This is a genomic window from uncultured Sneathiella sp. (assembly GCF_963973085.1).
Classification (GTDB): Bacteria; Pseudomonadota; Alphaproteobacteria; order Sneathiellales; family Sneathiellaceae; genus Sneathiella.
The window spans coordinates 821,381-847,141 of sequence record NZ_CAXAXA010000001.1; the positions used below are offsets into that span (position 1 = coordinate 821,381).

General features: G+C 54.0%; 24 protein-coding genes. 2 read left to right on the forward strand and 22 right to left on the reverse strand.

Annotated features, from left to right (window positions below):
* Positions 1–17: 17 nt before the first annotated feature.
* From AACZ19_RS03870 to petA, 6 genes are all read right to left on the reverse strand, one after another.
* The gene (locus tag AACZ19_RS03870; RefSeq protein WP_339631303.1) at positions 18–641 is read right to left on the reverse strand and encodes a LysE family translocator; all 624 of its coding nucleotides are present in this window, start codon (positions 639–641) and stop codon (positions 18–20) included.
* 88 nt (positions 642–729) lie between these two features.
* Positions 730–1,257 (reverse strand): adenine phosphoribosyltransferase, encoded by a 528-nt coding sequence (locus AACZ19_RS03875; protein ID WP_339631304.1) that lies wholly within the window; start codon positions 1,255–1,257, stop codon positions 730–732.
* 12 nt (positions 1,258–1,269) lie between these two features.
* Positions 1,270–2,151 carry an S-methyl-5'-thioadenosine phosphorylase gene (locus AACZ19_RS03880; RefSeq protein WP_339631306.1) on the reverse strand — a complete coding sequence of 294 codons (882 nt, stop codon included), beginning with the start codon at positions 2,149–2,151 and terminating at the stop codon, positions 1,270–1,272.
* A gap of 105 nt (positions 2,152–2,256) precedes the next feature.
* Entirely contained in the window at positions 2,257–3,024 is a 768-nt protein-coding gene (locus AACZ19_RS03885) for a cytochrome c1 (protein WP_339631308.1), read from the reverse strand.
* A complete protein-coding gene (locus AACZ19_RS03890) occupies positions 3,017–4,255 on the reverse strand; it encodes a cytochrome b N-terminal domain-containing protein (RefSeq protein WP_339631310.1) in 1,239 nt (412 codons plus the stop codon). The genes AACZ19_RS03885 and AACZ19_RS03890 overlap by 8 nt, the downstream gene beginning before the upstream one ends.
* An 11-nt stretch (positions 4,256–4,266) precedes the next feature.
* Complete coding sequence (petA, locus tag AACZ19_RS03895) at positions 4,267–4,794, reverse strand: ubiquinol-cytochrome c reductase iron-sulfur subunit (protein ID WP_339631312.1); 528 nt, start codon at positions 4,792–4,794, stop codon at positions 4,267–4,269.
* 150 nt (positions 4,795–4,944) lie between these two features.
* Between petA and AACZ19_RS03900 the strand changes: the two genes are divergently transcribed.
* Both AACZ19_RS03900 and hemF read left to right on the forward strand, forming a co-directional pair.
* A complete protein-coding gene (locus AACZ19_RS03900; protein ID WP_339631314.1) occupies positions 4,945–5,430 on the forward strand; it encodes a tRNA (cytidine(34)-2'-O)-methyltransferase in 486 nt (161 codons plus the stop codon).
* Positions 5,427–6,278, forward strand: a complete 852-nt coding sequence (gene hemF / locus AACZ19_RS03905) for an oxygen-dependent coproporphyrinogen oxidase (RefSeq protein ID WP_339631316.1) — start codon at positions 5,427–5,429, stop codon at positions 6,276–6,278. Before AACZ19_RS03900 ends, hemF begins: the two co-directional genes overlap by 4 nt.
* 369 nt (positions 6,279–6,647) lie before the next feature.
* Here hemF and ftsZ read toward each other — a convergent pair whose 3' ends face one another.
* From ftsZ to AACZ19_RS03985, 16 genes are all read right to left on the reverse strand, one after another.
* Complete coding sequence (gene ftsZ, locus AACZ19_RS03910) at positions 6,648–8,339, reverse strand: cell division protein FtsZ (protein WP_339631318.1); 1,692 nt, start codon at positions 8,337–8,339, stop codon at positions 6,648–6,650.
* A gap of 108 nt (positions 8,340–8,447) precedes the next feature.
* Positions 8,448–9,689, reverse strand: a complete 1,242-nt coding sequence (gene ftsA / locus AACZ19_RS03915) for a cell division protein FtsA (protein WP_339631320.1) — start codon at positions 9,687–9,689, stop codon at positions 8,448–8,450.
* Between the two features lie 51 nt (positions 9,690–9,740).
* Complete coding sequence (locus tag AACZ19_RS03920; protein ID WP_339631322.1) at positions 9,741–10,787, reverse strand: cell division protein FtsQ/DivIB; 1,047 nt, start codon at positions 10,785–10,787, stop codon at positions 9,741–9,743.
* Complete coding sequence (locus tag AACZ19_RS03925) at positions 10,775–11,683, reverse strand: D-alanine--D-alanine ligase (RefSeq protein WP_339631324.1); 909 nt, start codon at positions 11,681–11,683, stop codon at positions 10,775–10,777. The genes AACZ19_RS03920 and AACZ19_RS03925 overlap by 13 nt, the downstream gene beginning before the upstream one ends.
* Positions 11,680–12,633: a UDP-N-acetylmuramate dehydrogenase gene (gene murB / locus AACZ19_RS03930; RefSeq protein WP_339631326.1), complete on the reverse strand. Its 954-nt coding sequence runs from the start codon at positions 12,631–12,633 to the stop codon at positions 11,680–11,682. The genes AACZ19_RS03925 and murB overlap by 4 nt, the downstream gene beginning before the upstream one ends.
* Before the next feature lie 5 nt (positions 12,634–12,638).
* On the reverse strand, positions 12,639–14,063 hold the full coding sequence (gene murC, locus AACZ19_RS03935; protein WP_339631328.1) for a UDP-N-acetylmuramate--L-alanine ligase: 1,425 nt from the start codon (positions 14,061–14,063) through the stop codon (positions 12,639–12,641).
* Complete coding sequence (gene murG / locus AACZ19_RS03940; protein WP_339631330.1) at positions 14,060–15,202, reverse strand: undecaprenyldiphospho-muramoylpentapeptide beta-N-acetylglucosaminyltransferase; 1,143 nt, start codon at positions 15,200–15,202, stop codon at positions 14,060–14,062. The genes murC and murG overlap by 4 nt, the downstream gene beginning before the upstream one ends.
* A complete protein-coding gene (ftsW, locus tag AACZ19_RS03945; RefSeq protein WP_339631332.1) occupies positions 15,199–16,323 on the reverse strand; it encodes a putative lipid II flippase FtsW in 1,125 nt (374 codons plus the stop codon). Before ftsW ends, murG begins: the two co-directional genes overlap by 4 nt.
* Positions 16,320–17,708, reverse strand: a complete 1,389-nt coding sequence (murD, locus tag AACZ19_RS03950; RefSeq protein ID WP_339631334.1) for a UDP-N-acetylmuramoyl-L-alanine--D-glutamate ligase — start codon at positions 17,706–17,708, stop codon at positions 16,320–16,322. The genes ftsW and murD overlap by 4 nt, the downstream gene beginning before the upstream one ends.
* Positions 17,709–17,711: 3 nt before the next feature.
* Positions 17,712–18,800 (reverse strand): phospho-N-acetylmuramoyl-pentapeptide-transferase, encoded by a 1,089-nt coding sequence (mraY, locus tag AACZ19_RS03955; protein WP_339631336.1) that lies wholly within the window; start codon positions 18,798–18,800, stop codon positions 17,712–17,714.
* Positions 18,800–20,236, reverse strand: a complete 1,437-nt coding sequence (gene murF / locus AACZ19_RS03960) for a UDP-N-acetylmuramoyl-tripeptide--D-alanyl-D-alanine ligase (protein ID WP_339631338.1) — start codon at positions 20,234–20,236, stop codon at positions 18,800–18,802. The genes mraY and murF overlap by 1 nt, the downstream gene beginning before the upstream one ends.
* Positions 20,229–21,686 (reverse strand): UDP-N-acetylmuramoyl-L-alanyl-D-glutamate--2,6-diaminopimelate ligase, encoded by a 1,458-nt coding sequence (locus AACZ19_RS03965; RefSeq protein WP_339631340.1) that lies wholly within the window; start codon positions 21,684–21,686, stop codon positions 20,229–20,231. The genes murF and AACZ19_RS03965 overlap by 8 nt, the downstream gene beginning before the upstream one ends.
* Positions 21,673–23,469 (reverse strand): penicillin-binding protein 2, encoded by a 1,797-nt coding sequence (locus AACZ19_RS03970; protein WP_339631341.1) that lies wholly within the window; start codon positions 23,467–23,469, stop codon positions 21,673–21,675. The genes AACZ19_RS03965 and AACZ19_RS03970 overlap by 14 nt, the downstream gene beginning before the upstream one ends.
* A complete protein-coding gene (locus AACZ19_RS03975; RefSeq protein WP_339631343.1) occupies positions 23,466–23,870 on the reverse strand; it encodes a hypothetical protein in 405 nt (134 codons plus the stop codon). Before AACZ19_RS03975 ends, AACZ19_RS03970 begins: the two co-directional genes overlap by 4 nt.
* Positions 23,867–24,826: a 16S rRNA (cytosine(1402)-N(4))-methyltransferase RsmH gene (rsmH, locus tag AACZ19_RS03980; protein ID WP_339631345.1), complete on the reverse strand. Its 960-nt coding sequence runs from the start codon at positions 24,824–24,826 to the stop codon at positions 23,867–23,869. Before rsmH ends, AACZ19_RS03975 begins: the two co-directional genes overlap by 4 nt.
* Entirely contained in the window at positions 24,819–25,289 is a 471-nt protein-coding gene (locus AACZ19_RS03985; protein ID WP_339631347.1) for a hypothetical protein, read from the reverse strand. The genes rsmH and AACZ19_RS03985 overlap by 8 nt, the downstream gene beginning before the upstream one ends.
* Positions 25,290–25,761: the final 472 nt, after the last annotated feature.

Below are 25,761 nucleotides of genomic sequence, written 5' to 3' on the forward strand. Positions count from 1 at the left end.
CAATTTTCATTTTCGTTTCAGGCTGTGCGACGCACAACTGCAGTCAGCATCCCTGCGCATATCAGGAAGCTGCCGCCAATTCGATTTACTATTTTCAAACTTTTCGGGCTTTTGAACCGTTCCCGCAATTTGCCTGCCAAAACGGCCCAGATAGCAACATTCAAAGCCGCCAATACAAGAAAAGTCGCCTCCAGTATAATAAACTGCCCCAGCACCGGTTCATTCACGTTCACAAACTGCGGAACAAATGCCACAAAGAAAACAATGCCTTTAGGATTCAGCGCCGTCACAATATAGGATGCCCTGAACATTGACACTTTGCTTTGCCGACCCGCAGTATGAATCGATCCCATTCTATCGTCAGAGCGCCAGAGCTTCACGCCGAGCCATATCAGATATACCGCGCCCGCTATCTTAAGCGCCGTGAACAAGGTCGCCGAAGCCGCCAAGATAGCACCCGCCCCCAGCAATGAGGCCGTCATCGCTGTAAAATCACCCAGTGCCACACCGGGGACAGTCGCCCATGCACTGCTGCGCCCTTGGTCAAGTGCATAGCTGACGACAATCATGACGGTTGGCCCGGGAATCGCCAGAAGCGCCGCACTCGCGATAAAAAATGAAATCCAGATTTCCAACGACATAGTCATTACCTTATTCACTTGCTCTATTCAAACAAAGACATATCGCCCCGAAAATGACAACAGTCTTGTTGCCGGGCCTGAGAACAGGTTAGTCCCCTTCGAACTCGCACAAGGTTCGAACATTAACGCCCATCTCCGCGATCCGCTTTGCCCCGCCGATATCCGGCAAATCAATCACGAAGGTCGCCCCAATGATTGTTCCGCCTGCCCGGCGTATCAAGTTAATGGCAGCGGCGGCAGTACCGCCCGTTGCAATCAGGTCATCTACAAGCAAGATATTCTCCCCATCTTTTATGGCATCATGATGAATCTCCACGGTATCCGTGCCGTACTCAAGTTCATATTCCTCACCGAGAACAGCCGCTGGCAGTTTACCTTTCTTGCGGACGGGTATAAATCCGACACTGAGCTGATGGGCGATGGCTCCGCCGAGGACAAATCCGCGCGCCTCAATGCCCGCGACCTTGTCTATCCTCACGCCTGCGTAAGGCCAGACCAGTTGATCGACCACTTGCCGAAACCCGCCAGCGTCCTGCCAAAGCGTCGTAATGTCGCGAAACATAATCCCTTTCTTGGGATAATCCGGAATTGTGCGGATAATAGATTTTATATCCATGATCTCCTCGGGTTAAAGAACGCGGCCGGCAACAGCATCGAGTTTCCTGATCACATCAGGATCACGTGCCTCAGGCGCGGTAATCAGAGCATTGTCCAGAGCATGATGACATCCCGCAGGACATATATCTTCGCGCGACGACAAAGCAGGCACCACAGTTTTCACAAGACTGCGGGCATTGTCAGCGTTCTTCATCAGGACCTCAATGATAGCAGACACTTCGACAGCGTCGTGATCGGGATGCCAGCAATCATAATCCGTCACCATGGCCACGGTCGCGTAGCACATTTCCGCTTCCCGGGCGAGTTTGGCTTCCGGCATATTAGTCATGCCGATCACCTGGCAGCCCCAACTCCGGTATAAACGGGATTCCGCAAGCGTGGAGAACTGCGGCCCTTCCATCGCGAGGTAAGTGCCGCCCCGATGCACTTTTATCTCGCTATCACGCGCCGCCTTTTCCAGCGCTTCGCCCAACCGAGAACAGACTGGATGCGCCATGCTGACATGGCCCACAAGACCCGTCCCAAAGAAGCTTTTCTTCCTGTCAATGGTGCGATCGATGAACTGATCAGCAATCACAAATGTTCCGGGGGAAAGCTCCTCTTCAAATGATCCGCAGGCACTGAGGGAGATAATTTCCGTTACCCCCGCACGTTTCAGAGCATCTATGTTTGCGCGATAATTCACTGCTGCCGGGGGAATGCGATGTCCGCGTCCATGACGTGGTAAAAAGACTATCTGGGTGTCTTCCAAGGTACCGAAAAGCAGCTGATCCGATGGCTCTCCGAAAGGGCTTTCGACGGCTTGCCAACGTGTATCGACGAGTCCGTCCAGCTCATACACACCGCTCCCGCCGATAATCCCGATTACAGGCTTGCTACTTGATGATTCCATTTCACTCTCCGGTTTTCCTGGCGGAAATTTAGCCCTGAAATCGATCTCATTCCATAAAAAAGGGCGCTGAAATCAGCGCCCTTTCATATTCGATGATCAGGGTCCTCAGTGTAGGTCCGACCAGACTTTCCGTTTTACCGCATAGAAAACGGCCGCAAGGATCAAAAGAAACAGGATCACCCTGAGGCCAATGCTCTTGCGCTGTTCCATTTTCGGCTCCGCAGCCCAAGCCAGGAATACCGAAACGTCTTTTGCCATCTGATCGACGGTTGCTGGCGTCCCATCAGAATACTCAACACCGTCTTCTAAGAGCGGAGGCGGCATTGCGATCTTGTGACCCGGGAAGTAAGCGTTATAGTACATACCTACAGGGAGCGTCACATCGGAAGGCGCTTCTTCATAACCTGTCAGAAGCGAATACATATAATTGTCACCATCCGGGCGTGCCTTGGTCATCAAAGACAGATCCGGTGGATAGGCGCCGCCGTTAGAAGCGCGCGCAGCCTGCTCATTCGGAAATGGTGATGGAAACTTGTCGGAAGGCTTGCCCGGCCGGTCAAACATGTCACCGGCATCATCAGGTCCGTCAACATACTCGGATTCAGCCGCCAGCGCCTTCACTTCCTCTTCACTGAACCCAAGATCCTTCAGCGTGCGAAACGCCACCAGACCCAGACCATGACAGCCTGCGCAGACTTCGCGGTAAACCTGTAGCCCGCGCTGAGCCGACGCGCGGTCATAGGTGCCGAAAAGTCCGCCATGTTTCCAGTTTACGGATTTGAGTTCAACCGCCTCCCCGGCAGCCTGGGCCGGGCTGAATGAGGCTAGTGAAACCAGAGCAGCGATACCGAGGGAGGTCAATAATTTACGCATTGGCCGCCTCCTTCTCCGCGGGCTTCTTGGAGAGAACATCCTCCGAAATACTAGCTGGTAATGGCTTAGGTTTTTCAAACAATCCTACCAATGGCAACAGGATCAGGATATGCACGAAATAATAGACGGTCGCGATACGGCCCCAGATAATGAAGGCCCCTTCCGCCGGCTTGCCGCCGATATAGGTAAGCAGAATACAATCTGCAACGAACACCCAGAATAGCTGCTTGTAAATAGGACGGAAGCGAGCTGAGCGGATCCGGCTCTTATCAAGCCACGGCAGGGCAAACAAGACGGCAATCGCACCAAACATCAGCATAACTCCACCAAGCTTGTCTGGTACCGCCCTGAGTATCGCGTAGAAGGGCAGGAAGTACCATTCAGGGACAATATGCGCCGGTGTCACAAGCGGATTTGCCGGGATGTAGTTGTCCGGATGTCCCATATAGTTCGGCGCATAAAACAGAAACGCCGAAAAGAAAATCAGGAAAATAGCCAGACCGAACAGGTCCTTTACCGTGTAATAGGGATGGAAAGGAATGCTGTCCTGCTTATCTTTCAACTCGACACCTGTCGGGTTGTTGGATCCATTTGTATGCAAGGCCCAGATATGCAGGATCACGATGCCGACGATCACGAACGGCAGGAGATAATGCAGGCTGAAGAACCGGTTCAAGGTCGGGTTATCAACAGCGAACCCGCCCCAGAGCCAGGTTACGATGCTATCCCCCACAAGCGGAATAGCGCCGAACAGATTGGTAATAACCGTTGCACCCCAGAAGCTCATCTGCCCCCAGGGAAGCACGTACCCCATAAAGGCCGTCGCCATCATCAGCAGGAAAATCACCAGACCAAGCCACCAGAGGAGCTCCCGTGGCGCCTTATAGGAGCCGTAATAAAGCCCCCGGAAAATATGGAGATAAACGACAATGAAGAACATCGATGCGCCATTTGCATGCATATACCGCAGCAGCCAGCCGTAATTAACGTCCCGCATGATATGCTCAACGCTGGTGAAAGCCATATCAACATGCGGTGTATAATGCATGGCAAGTACAATGCCGGTGACAATCTGCACGACCAGCATAACACCGGCAAGAGAGCCGAAGGTCCACCAGTAGCTCAGATTCTTGGGCGTCGGGTATTCATACAGGGCATGATGCAGCATCCCCGTGATCGGCAGGCGATCCTCGACCCATTTGACGGCAGGATTTTTTGGTTGAAAAGACATCTTGGGGCCCCCTACCCGATCTTGATGTTATTGTCGTCGAGGAACTCGTAAGGCGGAATGACCAGATTTAGTGGTGCCGGCCCCTTACGGATGCGTCCAGACGTATCATAATGCGACCCATGGCAAGGGCAGAACCATCCACCATAGTCCCCTTGCCCCTTTAGCGGAACGCAGCCAAGATGCGTGCAGATGCCAACCATGATCAGCCATTCCGGCTTGATCACCCGATCCGCATCCGGCACGGGGTCCGGCAAATCCGCCAAGTCCACATCCTCGGCTCTGGCAATATCCTCTTCCGTCCGATGCCTCACAAAGACCGGCTTGCCCTGCCACACAACGGTGACTTCAGACCCGGTTTCGATACCTTCCAGGTCCACTTCCGTGGTTGAAAGCGCAAGAACGTCCGCAGATGGGTTCATTTGAGAAATAAACGGCCAGATAGCCGCAGCCGTACCAACAGCGCCAAGGCCGCCAGCCGCAATATATAGAAAATCGCGACGCTTTACGCCGTTTTCTTCTACAGGGGTGGTTGTCGTCATTTACTTTCCCCGAAACCTAAAAAAATAATTCTACCGCGACCGCTTTTTGTCATCATAATGCCGTTATGTCCAGTCCGAACGTGTCATATGCGACAATAAAGCGCGGTTTTTTCTCTGTATTTGTTACAATACTCCCGGTACAACGGCAAGATGCGACTTGCACTTTACCAACCAGATATTGCCCCCAATGTCGGAACGATGCTGCGTCTTGGCGCATGCCTTGGCATTCCGGTGGATATAATAGAACCATGCGGCTTTCCTTTTGGTGCGCGTGACCTGAAAAGAGCCGTAATGGATTATGCGGCAGCGGCGGATGTGACGCGACATATCTCATGGCAGGAGTACAGCACAAACAGGTCTTCTGGCCGACTTATACTACTGACAACGCGGGCAGAAGCGACCTATACGGATTTCATGTTTGAAGATTCGGATATCTTGTTGCTGGGCCGGGAAAGTGCCGGAGTACCGGAAAATGTCCATCAGGCGGCCGATCATCGCCTCTGCATCCCTATGGCGCCAAATATGCGATCCATTAACGTCGCGTTGTCTGCCGCTATGGTCCTGGGCGAGGCCCTGCGTCAAACAGGCCATTTTTCAACTTTCCTGCCATCTGTTGAAACGACGGAGCAATTATGACAAGCGAGACAACTGAATCACGGAAATCAAAAGCGGCGGAGTGGTTTCGCGAGCTGAGAGATCAGATTCGGGACAGCTTTGAGTCTCTCGAACGTGAACTGACCGGACCATTTAGTGATCGGGAACCCGGTCGGTTCGAAGTGACCCATTGGGACCGACCCGGCGGCGGGAAGGGCGAAATGTCGGTTATGAAAGGCCGGGTCTTTGAGAAGGTCGGGGTCAATATATCGACCGTTCACGGGCAGTTCTCCGAAGAATTCCGGGGTTCAATTCCCGGCACCGACAAGACCGGTGAGTTCTGGGCGAGCGGAATCTCCCTTGTCGCCCATATGCAATCCCCCCTCGTCCCGGCGGTTCATATGAATACGCGCCACATTGTCACCGGCAACAGCTGGTTTGGTGGCGGCGCGGACCTGACCCCCATGTATCCGGATGAAAAGGACACACAGGATTTTCACGCAGCAATGAAAGCCGCATGTGATCCGCATGATCCGGATTACTATCCACGATTCAAGAAATGGTGCGATGAATATTTCTTCCTTCCCCACCGCAACGAGCCGCGCGGCGTTGGCGGCATATTCTACGACAGGCTGGAAACTGAATGGGAGAAGGACTTCGCCTTTACCCAGGATGTCGGAGAGGCCTTTCGCGATATCTATCCCGAGATCGTACGACGGCACATGAACAAGGAATGGACAGCTGAGCAGCGCGAACATCAGCTTGTTCGCAGGGGCCGCTATGCGGAATTCAATCTGCTCTATGACAGGGGCACAACCTTTGGCCTCAAAACCGGCGGAAAGACGGAAGCCATTCTGATGTCCCTGCCGCCAGAGGCGAAATGGCCCTGATATTGGAACTGAATTAGATTTTTCGCACCATGCTGTGATGCGGCGCACACCCCTTTTTCTTGGAAATACTGACGTGCCAAAGTAATATTTGCTGGTATTCGTAACTTCATAGGGAATTGGGACGATGGTCAGATATAGATATAGTCTCTTGGTTTTGATAGCTGGCAGCTTACGGAGTCTGCGGGAAATGCTCATCGCTCCTGCGACCGTCACGAAACCCTGTCATGGCTGCGATTGCTTCTAGATTAAAAGCCGCGTTGCCTCCCGACGTGCAATAAATACAGACGTATCCCGGGCGTTTATACGCCGCGTACAAAAAAGGCATGAAACCCCCCGGTTCCATGCCTTTTTTGTTGTTCTACGATGGAATCAGTTCGCTTGGCGACGCAGGAACGCCGGAATGTCCAGCAAATCCTCATCTTCCTGCTTCTGGTCAATCTTGACAGAAGAAACCGGCTCCTTACGAGTCGGCTGCGGCGCCTGGGCCGGAGCGGGAGGCGTCGCCGCCCGGCTTGTCGTCGGCTCACGCCGGACAGGAGCAGATGCGTCCTCCTTCACGGAATCTTTCTTGAAGGAACGGCTAACCCCGGTCATGCGTTCGAACAGGCTTGGACCGCGCTTCTTCGATTTGCCGCCCGCCGCGTCGGAAAGAATCTCCTGTGCGTCCGGATTAACCAGCTTCTCCGGGCTTTTATCTACTTTGATCGCTGGCGGCGCCGCAAACGGGCTGTCCCGCCCTTCGGTCTCCGTGGGCTCATGCTCGCTTTCTTCCATTTCTTCATCAATGTCAGAAAGCAAATCCCGTTCCCGATCAACCGCAAGATTGCCGTGAATTATTGAGTTATCTGTGGAAGTAGATCCCATTTCCATATTTTCTGAACTCTCTTCCGCATCAGAGCCTTGCGCGACCGGCTGACCGGAAAAATTACCGCCCGGTATGCTCGCACCGAAACCTGATGCAGATACTGCCGCCGCGGCCGGAACCATAGGGCCTGCAGCCTCACCAGAATTCCTTGCTCCGGAAGAAGCTGCCTTTCCTTCACCCTTTACAGAGAGAAGCGATGTGACATTCGGTGAGTTGGCTTTATGAACCTCCAGAGCGTCAATGCCTGTTGCAACAACTGACACCCGCATCCGGCCTTCCATTTCGGTGTCGAAAGTTGACCCGACAATGATATTCGCTTCCGGATCGACTTCACTGCGAATGCGGTTCGCGGCTTCATCCAGTTCATACAAGGTAAGATCCATGCCGCCAGTGATATTGATGAGAACCCCGCGCGCGCCTTTCATGGACACATCATCCAGAAGCGGATTGGAGATTGCGGCTTCCGCTGCCTCAATCGCGCGATTTTCACCGCTCGCCTCGCCGGTGCCCATCATCGCCTTGCCCATCTCATTCATGACCGTGTTCACGTCAGCGAAGTCAAGATTGATCAGGCCCGGCATGACCATCAGGTCGGTGACGCCGCGAACACCGGAATGAAGCACTTCATCCGCCATGTTGAATGCATCGGCAAAAGTGGTTTTCTCATTCGCTATCCGGAACAGGTTCTGATTCGGAATAATGATCAGCGTATCCACATACCGTTGCAGTTCATCAATGCCTTCTTCTGCAATGCGCATCCGGTGGTTGCCTTCAAACTGGAAGGGCTTTGTGACAACACCAACTGTCAGAATGCCTCTTTCTCGGGCTGCGCGCGCAACGACTGGCGCGGCGCCTGTGCCCGTTCCACCGCCCATCCCGGCGGTAATAAAGCACATATGCACCCCTTCAAGGTGGCCAGTTATTTCTTCAATTGCCTCTTCAGCAGCGCCGGCGCCGATATGCGGCTTCGACCCAGCGCCCAAGCCTTCCGTCAGCTCAGCTCCAAGTTGAATACGTCGCTCAGCCAAACTCTGCTTCAAGGCTTGTGCATCTGTGTTGGCGACGACGAACTCTACCCCCTGAAGTTCAGAGGAAATCATGTTGTTCACCGCGTTACCGCCAGCTCCTCCGACGCCCAATACCAGGATTTTTGGTTTCAACTCCGACTGTTCCGGCACTGACAAATTGATACTCACGGTACTCTCCTCCTTGGTTACGCTGACGAACAGCTAATTAATACCAAATATTGTGGTTAATGAAACCCTACTTCTCACTATATTGACAATTTTTATGCATTTTTATGCCTAAAAATTGTCCTTGAACCAGTTTCCGACTCTCAGAAACCGGTTTTTAGGCGGCTTTTCCGCCACCGACATCTTGATACCTTCATCAAATCTTTCCCGAACGGCGTATGACAATAGTCCGGCCGCTGTCGTGAAGGCGGGGCCATCTGTTGCATCCGCCAGTCCCTTAACACGGATAGGTTTACCCATGCGGACTTGCTTGTCGAGAACGCGCGCAGTGAGTTCCTGCAATCCGGCAAGCTGAGCAGCCCCACCACACAACACGGCCCGGCGTCCAGCGACTTTGTTAAATCCGGATGCTACCAAGCGGTCATTGACAAGCTCGAGGATTTCTTCAAGGCGCGGCTTGATAATGCCGACCAGCATCGAGCGCGGCACATGATTGGCAACATCATGATCGGCCTCCCCGATCAGGGGGACGTCGATGATTTCCTTTTCGTCCGCCGGGCTGGCCAGAGCATTGCCATACAATGTTTTCATACGCTCAGCATTGGCGAGTGTCGTAGAAAGTCCCCGCGCAATGTCGTTACTTACATGGCCGCCGCCGACCGGAATAACTTCGCTATAGACCATCTCGCCATCATAAAAGACCGCAAAAGACGTCGACCCGCCGCCCATGTCGATCACTGTGACTCCAAGGTCCATTTCATCCTCGACCAGGCATGCAAGGCCCGAGGCGTAAGGCGCAGCAACCATGCCGGCAACCCCGAGGTGACAACGTTCCACACAATTGGCGAGGTTTCGCATATGGCTGTTTTGCAGAGACACCATATGCATACTGATGCCGAGACTTTCGCCGTACATGCCACGCGGATCACGAATGCCGCGATTGCCATCGACCGTATAGCCCACCGGCAACGCATGAACGACGGTCCGTCCTTCGGGCTGATAGCTCGCGCGGGCTTCCTTCAGAGTGCGCTGCAAATCCCTTTCCGTGATTTCCTGCCCGCCAATGGACATTTCCACATCAACCGTCTGTGACGCGGGCTTTCCAGCCGACACCCCGAGATAGACTTCACGGACTGTCTCTCCCGCCATGCGCTCCGCCGCATCAACAGCCGAGCGGATCGCTTCTTCGGCCATTTCCATGTTGGTGATACCGCCCGCGCGCAATCCCCGGCTGACCTGATGTCCGATTCCGGTCACACGAAGACGCCCTGCTTCTTCAAGCGCAACAAAACAGCATACTTTTGTCGAACCGACATCCAGTGCCGCCAAAGGTCCATTACGTCCCGCTGCCATTAACTTTCCAACTGCTCCATCTTATGTCTGTTCTTTTCCGTCATTCGATGTTCACGCATCATTCCCGGCAAGCCGCCGAAGCTTTGCCGAATCTTCCTTCAGCCGTACATATGTCCGGTCGCTGGCCCGCAGGTCGATCGCGACCACATCCTTGTCGAGGATTTTCTGCTCGACCTGAATCTGATAGAGATGCTTCCACGCCTGCAACGTCCCTTTCTCGGGCAGCAAAACCGTGACCCCATTCTCGAATTCCAGATTCCACCGGCGATCCCGGATGCGCACAGCATTTTCCAATCGGGTAAAGAGTTCCGGTGTCTGTACCAGCATGTCGAACAGTTCGGCTGCATGCATATTTGCCCCGGGTCCAACGACTCTTGGCAGATAGCGAAACGCTGCTTCATCCTTTTTTGAAACAACCACACCGGTTCGATCAATAACGCCAGTCTTCCCGTCAATCTGCCAGCGGGCATAGGGGCGGCGTTCCGTTATTTCGATGAAGATTTCATCAGGATACCGACGCATCACGGAGGCGGTTTCAATCCATCCCAGAGTTTCCAGCCGCTCCCGCGCGGCCTCCGGGTCAATACCGAGTATGCTGTCGCCGCGCTTCACATTGAGCACCTTCAGAATATCCTGCCCTGAAGCCTTGTCACGCCCAATCACGCTGACTTCCTGAACCGTCAGTCCGAAAACCTCAGCGAGCGATTGCTGTTGCTCATCAATCCATGCTGCAGATCTCTCTAGTACCTCAGTGCGAACCATAAAGTTTGTAATGCCGCCGATGATCACGGCGATGAGCAAGACGCCGCCACAGATCAATGCAGGTTTGCGCCAGGCTGGCACCGGTTTGCGTCGCCCTCCCCGCTTTGGCTTTTCCTGACGGAAAGATGCGCTGATCCGATCGCCTATCTGGACTGACATCCCGCCAAGGCGCGAAAAGGCTCCGCCAGAGGAAAGCCGGGGTTCCGCCTTTCGCTTTGCGGGCTTCTTCTTCGATCCGCCAAACATGGTTTTGAACAATCCGCCTTTCTTAGATGACTTTTTTGGACGGGCGCGCGGATCCACGCGATCGTCCCGATCAATGGTTATCGGTCGCATGAGGCATCCTCCACAATCCAACTGACCAGTTCTTCAAAGGAAATGCCGGAATGACCGGCAATTTCCGGCACGAGGCTGAGCGACGTCATGCCGGGTTGGGTATTCGTCTCCAGCATATAGAATTTACCTGCCCCCTCACCGGTATCATCGAAACGCAAATCGCTTCGGCTGACCCCCCGGCATCCGAGAGTCTGATGCGCGAGCAAGGCAAGGCGCAGGGCTTCCGCGTATTCCGCTTCACTGAGCGGAGCGGGCATCAGATGTTCTGCTTTACCTTCGGTATATTTGGCTTCGTAATCGTAGAATCGCCCGAGGGGGCGAATTTCAACGGCACCAAGTGCGGCTTCCCCCATGACGGCGACCTGAATTTCCCGGCCGGGAATAAATGTCTCTACCAGTACCTCCTCACCAAATGTCCAAGGCAAATCCTGAAGGCTCATATTCTCTTCTTCGAGAATGATCGTCACACCGACGCTGGACCCTTCATTGAGCGGTTTGACCACGAAGGGTTTTGGATAGGTTGCCCCGTCCTGAATTTCCTGACGCGTCAGGATTTTACCGTCCGCAACGGGAATTCCGGCTTGTACAAAAAGAGATTTGGCAACCGGCTTGTCCATGGCAAGGGCCGAGGCAAGAACGCCCGAATGGGTATAGGGAATGCCAATAATTTCAAGCAGTCCCTGAATATAGCCGTCTTCCCCATAGCGGCCATGCAGCGCATTAAAGCAGACATCCGGCTTTATCTCGCTCAAGGTTTCCGCGATATTCCGCCCGACGTCGACAGGGGTTACCTGATAGCCGCTTTTCTTCAACGCCTCAGCACAGGCAAGGCCGCTGTTCATCGACACTTCCCTCTCAGCGGACCAGCCGCCCATTAACACAGCGACATGTTTCATAACGCCTTTCCTTCCGATTTCTTCCCACCGGCTCCAAGGCGGACAATTTCCCATCGCAGCAACACGTCATGCGTTTTAAAGACCCGTCGGCGCAGCTCTTCACCGACAGCCTCAAGATCGGTCGCCCGCGCGGCGCCTTTATTAATCAGGAAGTTACAGTGCTTTTCGGAGACCATGGCATTCCCAATGGTCAAGCCGCGCCCGCCGACGCTGTCGATCAATTCCCACGCCTTCTTGCCGGGTGGATTAGCAAATGTAGAACCCCCGGTACGGCTTCTGATCGGCTGGCTCTCTTCCCGATTGCGCGAGATATCCGCCATACGGCCAAGAATCTCGTTCCTGTCGCCATATGAAAGCTGGAAGACGGCTTGGGTAAAAATCCAGTCCTTCGGAATATCCGTATGGCGATAGGAAAAACCCATATCTTTCAATGTCAGCTCATGCCGCTCGCCGTCACGATCATAGGCTACGGCCGACAGGAATATCTCCGAGATATCCGCCCCATAGGCTCCGGCGTTCATACGCAACGCTCCGCCGATGCCTCCTGGAATGCCGCTTAGAAACTCCACGCCCTCAAGTCCTACGTCAGCTGCAAATCGCGCGACATGACCATCAAGGGCGCCCGCGCCGACGATCAGCTTTTCGCCATCATTATTGATTTTCGCGAAATGCCGCCCAAGCCGGATAACAACACCGCGCACACCCGAATCACGCACCAGCAGGTTAGAACCGACTCCAATGACGTAAACCGGTATATCTCGTGGCAGGTTTTTCAAGAAACCCGCGAGATCAGCCTCGTCTTCGGGCTTGAATAATATATCCGCCGGGCCGCCAACCTGGAACCACGTCACCTTTCCAAGGTCGGCATTCTCGCGAAGGCGACCCCGAACGGCAGGCATCCTGTCCATCAGGCGGACCGACTTTTTTATTTCCGGAGCTGAAGGAGACATGATGCTCACCTTTCCCCTTTCCCGCCTGACAGGGCGTCAAGCTCACCCGGCAAGTTGTTCGCCCAAGTCGAAATGGAACCGGCGCCAAGACAGACGACAACATCGCCAGGATGGCTAATATTCTTGATTATTTCTGCTAATGCCTCCGGCCCCTCAAGGGCGATTACATGTCGATGCCCTCTCGCGCGCAAGCCTTCCACGAAATGATCGCGGTCGATCCCCGGGAGCGGCGCCTCCCCTGCGGCATAGATATCCGCAACGATAACTGTATCGGCGTCATTGAAGCAGGTGCAGAATTCTTCAAACAGGTCGTGAAGGCGGGAATAGCGATGTGGCTGAACCACCGCAATGATCTTCTTGTCATAGGCTTGACGTGCGGCCGACAGAACGGAGGCTATTTCCACGGGATGGTGACCGTAATCATCAATTATCGCCACGCCGTTCACCTCCCCGGTTTTGGTGAAACGCCGTTTGACGCCGCCAAACGCCCGCAGGCCTTTCTTGATATCCGCTTCGGAGAAATCCATCTCTCTGCCGACAACAATGGCCGCCAGGGCATTCATCACATTATGATTCCCCGGCATTGGCAGCTCAAAGCCCTCCATCAAACGGGATTCACTTTCTACGCGATCGCTTATCACAACGTTGAAATGCGCATGGCCATCGGAAAAGCGGATGTCTGTTGCCCGATAGTCCGCCTGCGGCGATGTGCCATAGGAAACGAGGCGGCGATCCGAAATCCGTCCAATAAGCGCCTGCACTTCCGGATGGTCAATGCAGACCGCGGCAAAACCATAGAAAGGAATATTCTGCACAAAGGTCTGGAATGCATCTCGCACCCCGTCAAAGTCCCCATAGAAATCAAGATGCTCCGGATCGATATTCGTTACGACGGCGATTGTGGCGGGCAGCTTCGTGAAGCTACCGTCGGACTCATCCGCCTCAACCACCATCCATTCCCCATTTCCAAGCCGGGCATTGGTCCCATAGGCATTGATGATGCCGCCATTGATTACCGTCGGTTCCATACCGGCAGCATCCAGAAGGCTTGCCAGCATTGAGGTTGTTGTCGTCTTTCCATGCGTGCCGCCCACGGCAATCGCCCATTTGAGGCGCATCAATTCCGCCAGCATTTCAGCGCGGCGAACCACAGGAATCAGATGATCGCGCGCTTCGCGCACTTCCGGATTATCCGCCTTCACCGCCGAGGAAATCACAACCACCTGCGCCTCCCCGAGATTCTTCGCATCGTGGCCTTCATGAACGGTAATCCCCAAGGAACGGAGGCGCTCCACATTTGCATTGGCGGAGAGGTCGGAACCCTGCACCTGATAGCCGAGCGTATGCATAACCTCCGCAATGCCGCTCATCCCGATGCCGCCAATTCCGACAAAATGCACAAGGCCCATATCTAGCGGTAACGTTCTCATGCCGCGGCCTTTCCACTATTCTTGCTGTCGCTATTCGCCGGTTTGCATTCCTCCACAAGGTCTGCAAGTTTTTCAGCGGCGTGAATTTCGCCAAGACTGGATGCCGCCGAAGCCATAACGGACAAGCAGTCCGGATGGCGGAGAAGATAGGTCAACTGGCGTGTCGCCTCCTCTACCGTAAAATTATCTTGCAGGATCAATCGGGCGGCACCGCGCGCTACAGCGTTCTCTCCATTCTTCCGTTGATGGTCATCCATGGCATGCTTGTAGGGCACCAGCAGAGAGGGGCGGCCAGCCACCGTCAGTTCAGACAATGTTGACGCGCCCGAACGGGTGATTGCCAGATGGCATTCGCCCAATAGTTCCGCCACATTGTCAAAAAAAGTAGAGAGATTAGCGTCGATATTTGCGCCGCTGTATACTGTACGGACAGCCTCGAGGTCTTCTGCACGGCACTGCTGGGTTACGTGAAGCCGTGATTTCAGATCTTCGGGAAGCGCCGCGAGTGCTGTCGGCACAACCTCAGACAGGATTGTCGCACCCTGACTTCCGCCCAGGACAAGGAGCTTGATCTCGCCTTCCGGCGTCAAGCTTTCATAGTGCTTGCCAAACAACGGCAGGATCGCACGGCGAACAGGGTTACCCGTATAAATCATCTTGTTGGCAATCTCATTATCCGGACTCTCGGTATGGTCGAAGGAAGTCGCTATAATACGCGCATGATTTGCCAATAGTTTATTCACGCGTCCCAAAACCGCATTTTGTTCATGCAAAAGTAATGGAATGCCAAGGCTCGCCGCCGCCGCGGCAGGTGGCATTGAGGGATATCCGCCAAAACCGACAACAACCGCCGGCTTAAGACGCCGCAATGCACGACGGGCTTGAAAAAAGCCGATAATCAGTGATGCAACCGCCTTGATCTTGCCAACGATGCCGCGAACGGACGGGGAGCCAGCTTTCACCTGCAGAATGCTAACCCCCGGAAACAGCTGCTCGAACTTTTCGCCGCGACCGTCCGTTATCAGGGTGACAGCAAATCCGCGTGCTGTCAGCTCTTCAGCAAGAGCGCGGGCCGGGAAGATATGTCCCCCCGTACCGCCACTCGCAAGAACGATATTTTTCTTTACCGCCACCGTCATTTTAGTTCCCCTGTGCCCGCACGACGACGGCTCAGTGCCAACAGCATCCCCATCAAAAGGGCCAGCGCGAACATCGACGAGCCGCCATAGGAGATAAACGGCAATGTCATGCCTTTGGTCGGCATCAGGCGTAAATTAACGCCGATATTCACAACGGCCTGAAGACCAAACTGGGTCAGCAAACCGGCCGCAGCGAGAACCACAAAAAAGTTCTTCTCTTCCAGAAGTCGGCTGAATCCGCGCAGGACGATAAAGGCGAAAATTGCAACGACGAGAAGGCAGACAACCACGCCAAATTCTTCGCCTAGCACGGCGAAGATAAAGTCCGTATGCGCATCTGGCAGTTGCCGCTTTACCGAACCATCCCCGGGACCCACACCGAGGAAACCGCCCGTCTGAAACGCCTCCATCGCGCGCTCAATCTGGTAGTTTCCGCCGCCCGAAGGATCAAGGAAACGATCAACCCGGCTGGCCACATGAGGAAACAAACTATAGGCCGCCGCCGCGCTGACGATGCCAACAACGACGAACATTACCACCCAGATAATCGGAAGACCCGCCAGGAAAAATTGCACAAACCACACGGCTGAAACCAGGAGGTTCATACCGACATCAGGCTGCAGCAACAGCAAGGAGATCACAAAAACAAACAGCAGGATCGAAATCAGGTTTCCAGGAATTTCATCGCTGCGCCGTTGTTCCGCAAACATCCAGGCGGCGACGACCGCAAAAGACGGCTTGAGAAATTCCGTTGGCTGCAAGGTGAAGCTGCCGAATTGCAACCAGCGATGCGCGCCCTTGACTTCCGGGCCAACCAGAAGCGTCGCAATGGTTAGAAGCGAGAAAACACCGAAGCTGACAACTGCCAGCCGCCGTACCCACAACGGGGACAGCAACGAAATCGCAAAGATGATCATTGCCGCCATCGGTAAATACATGAACTGACGGCGAACAAAATGGAAATTATCGAGGTTCAGGCGGGCGGCAATCGCCGGACTTGCCGCGAGAACCATGACGCCGCCCATGACGACCAGCAGACCAACAGCTACCAAAGTCCAGCGATCAACTGTCCACCACCAACTTCCAACGACGGAACGGTCGAGGCGCGTAAATGTTGTCATGATGCCGCCTCTCCTATCAATCGTTTTGCGGCGGCACGAAAAGCATCGCCGCGCGCCTCAAAACTCTCGAACTGATCAAAGCTTGCCGCAGCCGGAGACAGCAGGACAATTGCCTCCCTATACCCAGACCGAAACGCGGCATCCGCTGCTTGACGAACCGCGTCTTCAAGCTCATTGCATTTGCGGACAGGCACCTTGCCTTTTAGCGTGGATTCAAAATTATCGGCCGCCTCGCCAATCAGGAATGCCTCACGAATACGGCCGAAATGAGGGACAAGAGCCGTTATCCCGCCAGCTTTTTCCCGGCCGCCAGCAATCCAGAAAATATTATCGAAGCTGGTCAGCGCCTTCTCGGCCGCCTCAGCATTTGTGGCCTTGGAATCATTTATGAACAGGACATTATTCCAGCGGCCAACTTCCTCCATCCGGTGGGGTAGACCTCCAAATGACAAGAGCCCAGCGCATATTTCATCGGACGTCAGCCCCGCACTCCTCGCTGCAGCAACAGCTGCCGCCGCATTTTGCCAGTTATGACGGCCGCGCAGAGAACCAATCTTTGAAATATCCATCGTCCAAGATTGATCGCCGAAGGATCGATCCTCCAGACGGCCGTCAATAACAGCAACCCCGCTATCAACCGGCGTGGTTGTCGAAACAGGAATTATCCGTCCTTCGCCATGTATGGCGAGACAGGTCGCAATATGCTCGCAAAGTGGATCATCAATGTTAATGATCGCAACATCATCCTCATTCTGGCGCTGAAAAATCCGCCGCTTGACCGCCGCGTATCCTGCCATATCACCATGGCGATCCAGATGGTCTGGCGTAATATTCAGTAATACCGCAATGTCCGCATGCCATGAGGGCGTGAGATCAAGCTGATAGGATGATAGCTCAAGAACATAGTTTCCATCTTCGTCGAGCTCCGGCAGATCCATAACCGGCGTGCCGATATTCCCGCCAAGTGCGGATGACTTGCCGGCTTTGCTCAACAGATGATGGATAAGGGCGGACGTCGTCGACTTGCCGTTCGTTCCCGTAATCCCGATGATCCGGCCAGCCTCCTTCTCCTGCAGAAAAATTTCCACGTCGCCAATCACCGACGCGCCTGCTTTTTTGGCGAGTTCGACAACAGGGTGAGGTGCGGGATGGGTGAGAGGGACACCTGGGCTTAATATCAGCGCTTCTGCCCCGGGCCAGCTTTGTTGGAACGGATCCTGAACGGTCAGCCCGGCGTCAAGCGCCGCCTTACGGCGCGCTTCGTCATCGTCCCAGACGAATACATGGGCTTCCCCAAGATGAAGCTGACGTGCCGTCGCCAGACCGCTTTTACCAAGTCCAAAAACGGCGATATTCTTATGCTGATATGCGTGGCTGTGCATCATCCCTCACCTCAACTTCAACGATGCAAGGCCGACCAGGGCAAGGATGACAGCGATGATCCAGAACCGGATGACGATTGTCGGCTCCGCCCAGCCTTTTTGCTCAAAATGATGATGCAGCGGCGCCATGCGGAATACCCGCTTCCCAGTCATTTTATAGGATGCCACCTGCACGATGACTGAAATCGTCTCAAGTACGAAAAGCCCTCCGATAATGGCCAGAACGATTTCGTGACGCGCCACAAGGCTGATGGAGCCAAGGGCGCCACCCATGGCAAGCGAACCCGTATCTCCCATAAAAACCATTGCTGGCGGGGCATTGAACCAGAGGAATCCGAGACTTGCTCCGATCAGGGCCCCGCAAAAAACAGTCAGTTCGCCGGACCCCGGAACGTATTGAATCTGCAGATAGTTGGAGAAAACAGCATTGCCGACGAGATAGGCAATCAAGGCAAAAGAGGCGGCAGCGATCATCACCGGAACGATGGCGAGACCATCCAGCCCGTCCGTCAGATTAACTGCGTTCCCCGCGCCAACTGTGACCAATATAGCAAACGGAATATAGAACCAGCCGAGATTAAGAATGGCATTCTTGAAGAACGGGATTGTCAGGACACCGGAGATATCAACTGGCGAACTCATCATCACCACATAACCGGCCAAACCGGCAATGATGAACTCCAACAGCAGTTTTAGCTTTCCTGGCAAGCCCCGCGTGTTGTGACGGCTGACCTTCAAGTAATCATCGGCAAACCCGATCGCACCAAATCCGATGGTGACCAACAATACAACCCAGACATAGATATTACTTAAATCCGCCCAGAGAAGCGTACTGATCGCCAATGCCAGAAGGATCAGGAACCCGCCCATCGTCGGCGTACCCTGTTTCGCGATGATATGGCTTTGCGGACCGTCGTCACGGATCGGCTGTCCGCGATGCTGCTTGCTTTTCAGCCACCTGATAACGCTGGGGCCACAGATAAAACTGATCAGGAGCGCCGTCATAACTGCTCCGCCAGTTCGAAATGTCAGATAACGAAAGAGATTAAAGAGAGCAAAATCATCTGCCAGCGGAAATAGGAAGTTATAGAGCATCAGCGCCCCCTCTGTTCGGCGGCGACCAAAACCGCAGGTCGTCTGGCAAGCAATGCCTCAAGCGGCACGCTCATCTTGCTTCCAAGCGACCCCTTCACTAACACAATATCCCCGGCGCCTACCGTTTCCAGCAACGGTTCTATCAACTCCTCGGACGTCATCGCATGATATGTTGTGACCGAGCTTGGCATGGATTTCGTTAAATGCGTCATATTGGGACCGCACGTAAAGAGGATGTTTACCTCCGCGGCACAAACATCTTCTTTAAGGCTGCGGTGAATATCTGCGGACTTGTCGCCAAGTTCCAACATGTCTCCCAGAACAGCAATACGCCGCCCTTTTCCGTCAGGATAAAGAGTATGGAGCACCTCAAGCGATGCCCGCATGGACGCCGGACTTGCATTATAACTGTCATCCAGCACCATATAGCTGCCGTCAGGGCATGGCACCATATGGCGCTCTCCCCGCCCCTTCGGCAACCGCAAGTCACCGAGTGTCTCGGCAGCCTGCTCGATATCTGCGCCGAGCTCGCTAATCATCCCAAGCACCCCGAGAACATTGCTCACCCAGTGACGCCCCGGCACACCGAGGCGAAAAAACACCTCATGTGACGCGATCCTGACCGCCATATCGCTATAATCCGCATAGAGAGTAAAATCAGTCAGGCGGACATCTGCCTCGGATTTCTCCCCGAATGTCAGGATCCGCGTGATTCCGGCATTGGCCGCAATGCTTTTCAATAAGCCGCCATAGCTGTTGTCTCCGTTCAGAATAACCGAACCGCTTGAAGTCAAACCTTCAAATATTTCCGCCTTTGCGCGGGCGATAGCCTCGACATCAGGGAAAAACTCAAGATGCACGGCCTCAATCGTGGTGATCATGGCAACATGCGGGCGGACCATACAGGACAAAGGGCCCAGTTCGCCGGGGTGGTTCATTCCCAGTTCGAAAATAGCAAATTCAGTGTCCACCGGCATCCGGGAAAGGGAAAGGGGAACTCCCCAATGGTTATTGAAGCTGCCGACGCTGGCGTGGGTTCTTCCCTGTCGCGACAGGATATGCAAGAGTGCTTCCTTGGTTCCTGTCTTGCCGACGCTACCCGTCACTGCTGCGATCCGGGCCTTTGTTCTTTTGCGGGCGGCGGCGCCAAGTTCTTCAAGCGCCCGCAGCGTATCATCCACCATAACAACTTTGGCATCTTTCGGCAGATCTTCTGGCACCCGACTCAGTAACAGCGCGGCTGCTCCGTTTTCATGGGCTACCTTCGCGAACTCATGGCCGTCATGAACAGGACCAACGATTGCAACGAACAAGTCCCCAGCCGTAAGGGACCGGCTGTCGATGGAAACGCCGGTCGCTTTCCAATCGTCGTTCGTCGCCTTGCCGTTAACGGCGGAGATTACGTCGGTCCCTTCCCAGAGCGGTGTATCAACCATTGCCGCCCCCTAGCGCCGCCACAATCTGCAGCACAGCCTTTTTGTCGTTAAAAGGGATCGTTTCGGTCCCGATGACCTGCCCCTCTTCGTGCCCTTTGCCTGCGACAACGAGGATGTCGTCGGATTCCAATTCTTTGATGGCGGCTTCAATTGCCGCATACCGATCTCCAATATTCAAAGCATCTGGGCAGGCAACAATGATTTCGGCCCGGATCAAGGCAGGATCCTCGGTTCGCGGATTATCATCTGTGACAATGGCATGGTCCGCATAAAGTCCGGCAATGCGGCCCATTTCCGCGCGTTTTCCCTTGTCCCGATCTCCGCCGCACCCAAAGACCACAAGAATTTTACCCTTGGCATGGCTACGGACTGCCTCCAGCACCGTTTCAAGGGCATCCGGTGAATGCGCGTAATCAACATAGATCGCCGCATTGTTTGAAAGCTGTGCGACAAGTTCCAGCCGGCCCGGCACGTTGGTTATATTCGAAAGCGCCTTGCTTGCAGCGACCGGATCACCGCCCGCTCCGATCACCAGACCGAGCGCACAGAGCGCGTTCAGGGCCTGGAATTCACCGGCAAGCGGCAGCATGATGTCATGGCGTGTTCCGAAGACATCAATTTTTATGGCCTGGCCTGCGCTTTCCGGCACGACATCAACGAGCTTTATTTCTTCGCCTTCACGGCCATAGGAGATGATTTTGACTCCGCGGTTCTTCGCGGTCCGCAAAAAGGTGGGATAAACTTCCGAATCCGCATTCAGCACCGCTGTTCCCGTGCGATCCAGAACCCGTGAAATAAGCCCCAGTTTCGCGTTCAGATAAGCTTCCGATGTCGGATGATAGTCAAGGTGATCCCGTGTCAGATTGGTGAACGCTGCGGATTTGATACGTGCGCCATCCAGACGATATTGATCGAGCCCATGACTTGACGCCTCGATAACGGCATGCTGGATGCCGTGACCGACCAGATAGGTCAAGGTTTTGTGCAACAAGACCGGGTCAGGTGTCGTATAGCCGAGCGGAATTATCTTCTCTGGCATGACAACCCCAAGCGTCCCGATGCTTGCGGCCGGTAATTCCATAGCTTCCCAGAGCGCGCGGGTAAAATAAGCGACAGAGGTTTTACCATTCGTCCCGGTCACCGCTGCGATTGTTTCAGGCTCGGCCCCATAGAAACGAGAGGCCAAACGGGCAAGAATCAAGCGCGGATTTTCCTCGCGAAAACAAAGAAGGCTGCAATCTTCGGGCTCGTATGCCGTATCCGTGAGAATGGCAACGGCCCCTTTGTTCACCGCCTCTTCAATATACTCACGTCCATCGGCGCGGGTTCCAGAAAGCGCCGCGAAGAGAAAGCCAGGCTCAACCATACGGCTGTCTGCGGTCAGTCCCTTTATATGTTTATCATGAACCACGGGCACATCCCGCCCTTTCATCAACTCAGAAAGACGCAAGTTTCTTCTCCCGTGAGTAGATGGGAATAAACATCGCCTTCTGAACGGCTTCGCTTTCCTCGTTAACAGGAGAAATCGACAATATCGGACCGATACGGGAAATGAGGCGCCCAACAATCGGAGCCGCCGTCCAGCCAGCGCTCCTGAATCCATGGGTCTCCGCATTCCCTTTCGGCTCATCAAGCATGGCAAAGACCACATAGCGTGGATCATTCATCGGAAACGCACTCACGAAGGACGCAATAAGAGCATCGCGCTTGTAACGCCCACCCACGGCCTTTTCCGCGGTGCCGGTCTTGCCGCCGACGAGATAACCTTCCGCAGCCGCCCTGCCGCCAGTTCCCTTTTCAACAACAAGTCGCATCAAGCGCCGCATGATGCTGGACGTCTCCTCGCGAATGACCTGACGTACCGGTGATGTCTTCATGTTATCACGACGGATCACCGTCGGGTTAATGTAAGCGCCGCCATTAACGATCGCCGTGATCCCCGTACTCAGTTGCAAGGGACTGACGGACAGCCCGTGACCAAAAGAAATCGTCATGGTCTCCAGACTATTCCATCTTGGCGGCAAAATTGGGGCACCGATCTCCGGAATTTCAAGCGATGGCTTGTCGAGCAACCCGAGTTTCGCCAAAAATGCCTTATGGTTCTTCGGTCCCACTTCGTCAGCCATTTTCGCGGCGCCGATGTTCGATGAGTACATGAAGATTTCCGGAACCGACAACCAACGTTTCTTGGGATGATCATCCCGAATTCGAAAGCCGGCCTTGCGAATAGGTTCTGTCGCGTCATATCCACCTTTTAGACCAACGGTGCCGGAATCGAGAGCCATCGCCGTAGTAAAAGTCTTAAAGGTCGATCCCATCTCATAAACGCCAAGGGTAATCCGGTTAAATTTGGCATCGCCGGAAAAATCGCTCGGCCGGTTCGGGTCAAAATCTGGCAGGGATACCATTCCGAGGATCTCACCGGTTTTGACATCCATCACCATGCCTGCCGCTCCGATCGCCCGGAAAACCGACATATGGCGGGAAAGTTCGTCCCTCAGCGCATGCTGAATGCGCACATCAATGGAAAGCGACAAATCCTGCGCTGGGCTATCCTCCGATCCGCCAAGTTGCGCATCGAAATACTTCTCCACCCCAGCAATTCCGTGATTATCCACGTCAGTGAACCCCATCACATGGGAGACCAGCGCGCCCATGGGATAAAATCTTTTCTCCTCCGAGCGGAAATGCAGGCCGGGAATACCAAGCGCATTCACCTGATATTGTTGCGACGGGGTCAGGTTACGCTTAAGCCAGACAAAATTACGGGCAGAAGCGAGCCTGCTCAGGATTGTCGCCTCACTCAAATCGTCCAGAACCGTTGTCAGCTTTGCTGCCAGCTCCTTAGGGTTTATAACCTTTTTCGGCTCAGCGAATAAAGATGCCGTTGTAAGCGTTGTCGCTAGCAAAACACCGTTGCGATCGCGGATTTCAGCGCGCTTGTTTTCGACCATTGCGACAGGCCGCGAAATATCGGTATCGGCAGTCGGTGCCTCTTCTTCACCAATGCCGCTAATCGCAAGCCCGACGAGCCTGCCTGCCAGGATAACAAAACAGAACGCAAAGATGACGCCTGCCATGACAAGACGGTTCCGCCCCTGCTCCAGCGTCTCCTTCGCACTGCCATCAAGGCGCAATGGCTTGTGACGATCTTCCAGATTTTTATGGCCGAGGGGTGTCGTCAACGAGATGCGTGGGCGAGGTGACTTAGTGAGCCAAGTCAGTTCGCTCATTGCAAACTCCCCGCTCGTGTGAAGGTTGCCAACTGGAGTGGCCCTGTCGGCATCCTTTCAACCGGAGAATAATCTCGGCGAGGATTATGGCGCGGGACCGGCACGGAATATTGCTCCGGGTCCACAGGCGGATAGGGCACCTCGCCAACAGACGCCACCTGATATGGAGCAATTAGCAACAATGGCAAATACTTAGTGGCGAGCGTCTGTAATACGTCAGGACGGTTCTGATAGGTCCATTCCGCCTTCAAGATACGGACAGACTCTTTATTCTCGGCGATATTTACGTTTAGTGACTTCAGGTCTTTTTCCAGCTCCTGCACTTCATAGGAAAGCTGGTAAAGGCCATAGGAAACCACCGCAAACAGCACCAACGTCAAAACTGTCAGGTTTAGTTTCATGCCGCCTCCGTCCAAGCGGGAGCCGATGTCCTGATTGCCCCTCTCAGGCGGGCCGATCGCGAACGCGGGTTAACGGCTAGTTCGTCTGCGCGGGCCTTGAAGGCACCGCGCTTGATAAGCTTGAAAGTGGGAGCTGGCCCCTCGTCCGAGACAGGAACATGACGAGACGGCCTGGCACGCCCTTCAGACCTTGCTGACAGGAATTTTTTCACGCGTCGGTCTTCAAGACTATGGAAAGATACAACCGCTAAACGACCGCCGGGAGTAAGCAATCGTTCGGATGCGGCCAGACCCTTGACCAGCTGCCCAAGTTCATCATTTACTACTATACGCAACGCTTGGAAGGTACGCGTCGCCGGATGTATGCCCTTTCCTGTTGGACGAACAACCGAAGCCACCACTTCCGCTAACTCAACTGTACTCTTGAAAGGCGCCAACTCGCGCCTTTCGGTTACTGCACGTGCAATCGCACGTGATCTTTGCTCCTCGCCATACACAAAAATAATCTTGGCGAGTTCTGCTTCAGATTCTTCATTAACAACCTCTGCCGCCGTCCGGCCTTTACCGGACATCCGCATGTCAAGCGGCCCCTCACGCATGAAGGAAAAGCCACGCTCAGCTTCATCGATCTGCATGGAAGACACGCCAATATCGAGCGCAATGCCGTCGACCGCACCTTCGCCGAGGCTGGACAAAAGTGTCTCCATATCCGCGTAGCAACCTTCAATCATGACCAGCCGGCCCGCAAATTCCTTTGCCATTTCCTGACCAATTGAGATTGCAAGGGGGTCACGATCGATACCAAAGACCTTGCAATCCGCTGATTCAAGAATGGCACGGCTGTATCCACCGGCACCGAATGTGCCATCGACGTAAACGCCGCCGTCTTTCGGCGCGAGAATATCCAGAACCTCCCGGAGGAGTACGGAAATATGGGGAGCGTTTTGCTTAGTCATCGCCCCCTCCTTCCGAGCCAAGCCCAGTGCTTGCTGCGCGCTTGTTGGCAGCACGGGTACGAGCCTGCTTCTTGCGAACTTCAAATGCGGCGGGCTGCCAAAGCTGGAAACTGTCGCCACGCCCGACGAATGCGCACTGGCCGTCAATTCCGGCGTCCTCGAGCATTTCAAGGGGCACCATAATTCTTCCGTCGCCGTCAATCGGTAATTCAATCGCGTCACTCATCAGCGCGTCGGCATAGCTTTCACGATCTTCAGAGAGAGGGTCAAAGCCGCCAATTTTTTCCAACAACCGCTCCATCACGTCCATGCCGCATGCGTCAATAGCATCCCCATTAACGGTTGGCAGAAGGACAACGCTGTCAAAGCCCTTTGAAGCAAGGACGGCGCGAAATCGCGCGGGAACGGAAACCCGCCCCTTCTTGTCGACCTTGTTTACATATGTGGACAGAAACAGGGCCATGCAGCCAAAATCCCCCTTAAACCAAAATCATCCAATTGCCCCCGTCGCTCCTTGTGAAAATCCGGCATCGACCGGTAAAAACAAGCGTTTCTGGCATGTCATGGATAAAAACCGGAATATCATGGGATTTTATGGAAGTCAATGCCAAACGGCTGGAAAATAGCGGGTTTCACAGAGGAAAATAGATACAAAACAAGTAAAAAATTTTCTATTTCTCAGGCAGCATTCGATCAACCGTATTGTCACTTCCAAGCTTGAAAGTAATGAATAATTTAATTCATGTTCTTTATTTGTTCTTATTTGATGATCGCTAAAAAACTGTCAATATGCTCTACTTCACCCAACGCAGAGAGAGTTCTGGCGGATTTTGAGCAGGATCAAAGCTTCAGAAAGTTTCTGGATTTATCTGGATATTTGAGGATTTTTTTTGAATCGGCCGATAAAGATTCGCCAACTTCTAATATAAAGCATC

Coding starts and splice junctions, on each gene's coding strand:
- AACZ19_RS03985 (WP_339631347.1), bottom strand. CDS start 25,289: ATGGCCCTGTTTCTGTCCACATATGTAAACAAGGTCGACAAGAAGGGG.
- petA (WP_339631312.1), bottom strand. CDS start 4,794: ATGACGACAACCACCCCTGTAGAAGAAAACGGCGTAAAGCGTCGCGAT.
- murB (WP_339631326.1), bottom strand. CDS start 12,633: ATGTCTCCTTCAGCTCCGGAAATAAAAAAGTCGGTCCGCCTGATGGAC.
- murD (WP_339631334.1), bottom strand. CDS start 17,708: ATGATGCACAGCCACGCATATCAGCATAAGAATATCGCCGTTTTTGGA.
- murC (WP_339631328.1), bottom strand. CDS start 14,063: ATGAGAACGTTACCGCTAGATATGGGCCTTGTGCATTTTGTCGGAATT.
- AACZ19_RS03890 (WP_339631310.1), bottom strand. CDS start 4,255: ATGTCTTTTCAACCAAAAAATCCTGCCGTCAAATGGGTCGAGGATCGC.
- AACZ19_RS03900 (WP_339631314.1), top strand. CDS start 4,945: ATGCGACTTGCACTTTACCAACCAGATATTGCCCCCAATGTCGGAACG.
- murF (WP_339631338.1), bottom strand. CDS start 20,236: ATGGTTGATACACCGCTCTGGGAAGGGACCGACGTAATCTCCGCCGTT.
- AACZ19_RS03885 (WP_339631308.1), bottom strand. CDS start 3,024: ATGCGTAAATTATTGACCTCCCTCGGTATCGCTGCTCTGGTTTCACTA.
- AACZ19_RS03880 (WP_339631306.1), bottom strand. CDS start 2,151: ATGGAATCATCAAGTAGCAAGCCTGTAATCGGGATTATCGGCGGGAGC.
- AACZ19_RS03875 (WP_339631304.1), bottom strand. CDS start 1,257: ATGGATATAAAATCTATTATCCGCACAATTCCGGATTATCCCAAGAAA.
- mraY (WP_339631336.1), bottom strand. CDS start 18,800: ATGCTCTATAACTTCCTATTTCCGCTGGCAGATGATTTTGCTCTCTTT.
- hemF (WP_339631316.1), top strand. CDS start 5,427: ATGACAAGCGAGACAACTGAATCACGGAAATCAAAAGCGGCGGAGTGG.
- AACZ19_RS03925 (WP_339631324.1), bottom strand. CDS start 11,683: ATGAAACATGTCGCTGTGTTAATGGGCGGCTGGTCCGCTGAGAGGGAA.
- rsmH (WP_339631345.1), bottom strand. CDS start 24,826: ATGACTAAGCAAAACGCTCCCCATATTTCCGTACTCCTCCGGGAGGTT.
- AACZ19_RS03870 (WP_339631303.1), bottom strand. CDS start 641: ATGTCGTTGGAAATCTGGATTTCATTTTTTATCGCGAGTGCGGCGCTT.
- AACZ19_RS03975 (WP_339631343.1), bottom strand. CDS start 23,870: ATGAAACTAAACCTGACAGTTTTGACGTTGGTGCTGTTTGCGGTGGTT.
- AACZ19_RS03920 (WP_339631322.1), bottom strand. CDS start 10,787: ATGCGACCGATAACCATTGATCGGGACGATCGCGTGGATCCGCGCGCC.
- ftsA (WP_339631320.1), bottom strand. CDS start 9,689: ATGGCAGCGGGACGTAATGGACCTTTGGCGGCACTGGATGTCGGTTCG.
- murG (WP_339631330.1), bottom strand. CDS start 15,202: ATGACGGTGGCGGTAAAGAAAAATATCGTTCTTGCGAGTGGCGGTACG.
- ftsW (WP_339631332.1), bottom strand. CDS start 16,323: ATGACAACATTTACGCGCCTCGACCGTTCCGTCGTTGGAAGTTGGTGG.
- AACZ19_RS03970 (WP_339631341.1), bottom strand. CDS start 23,469: ATGAGCGAACTGACTTGGCTCACTAAGTCACCTCGCCCACGCATCTCG.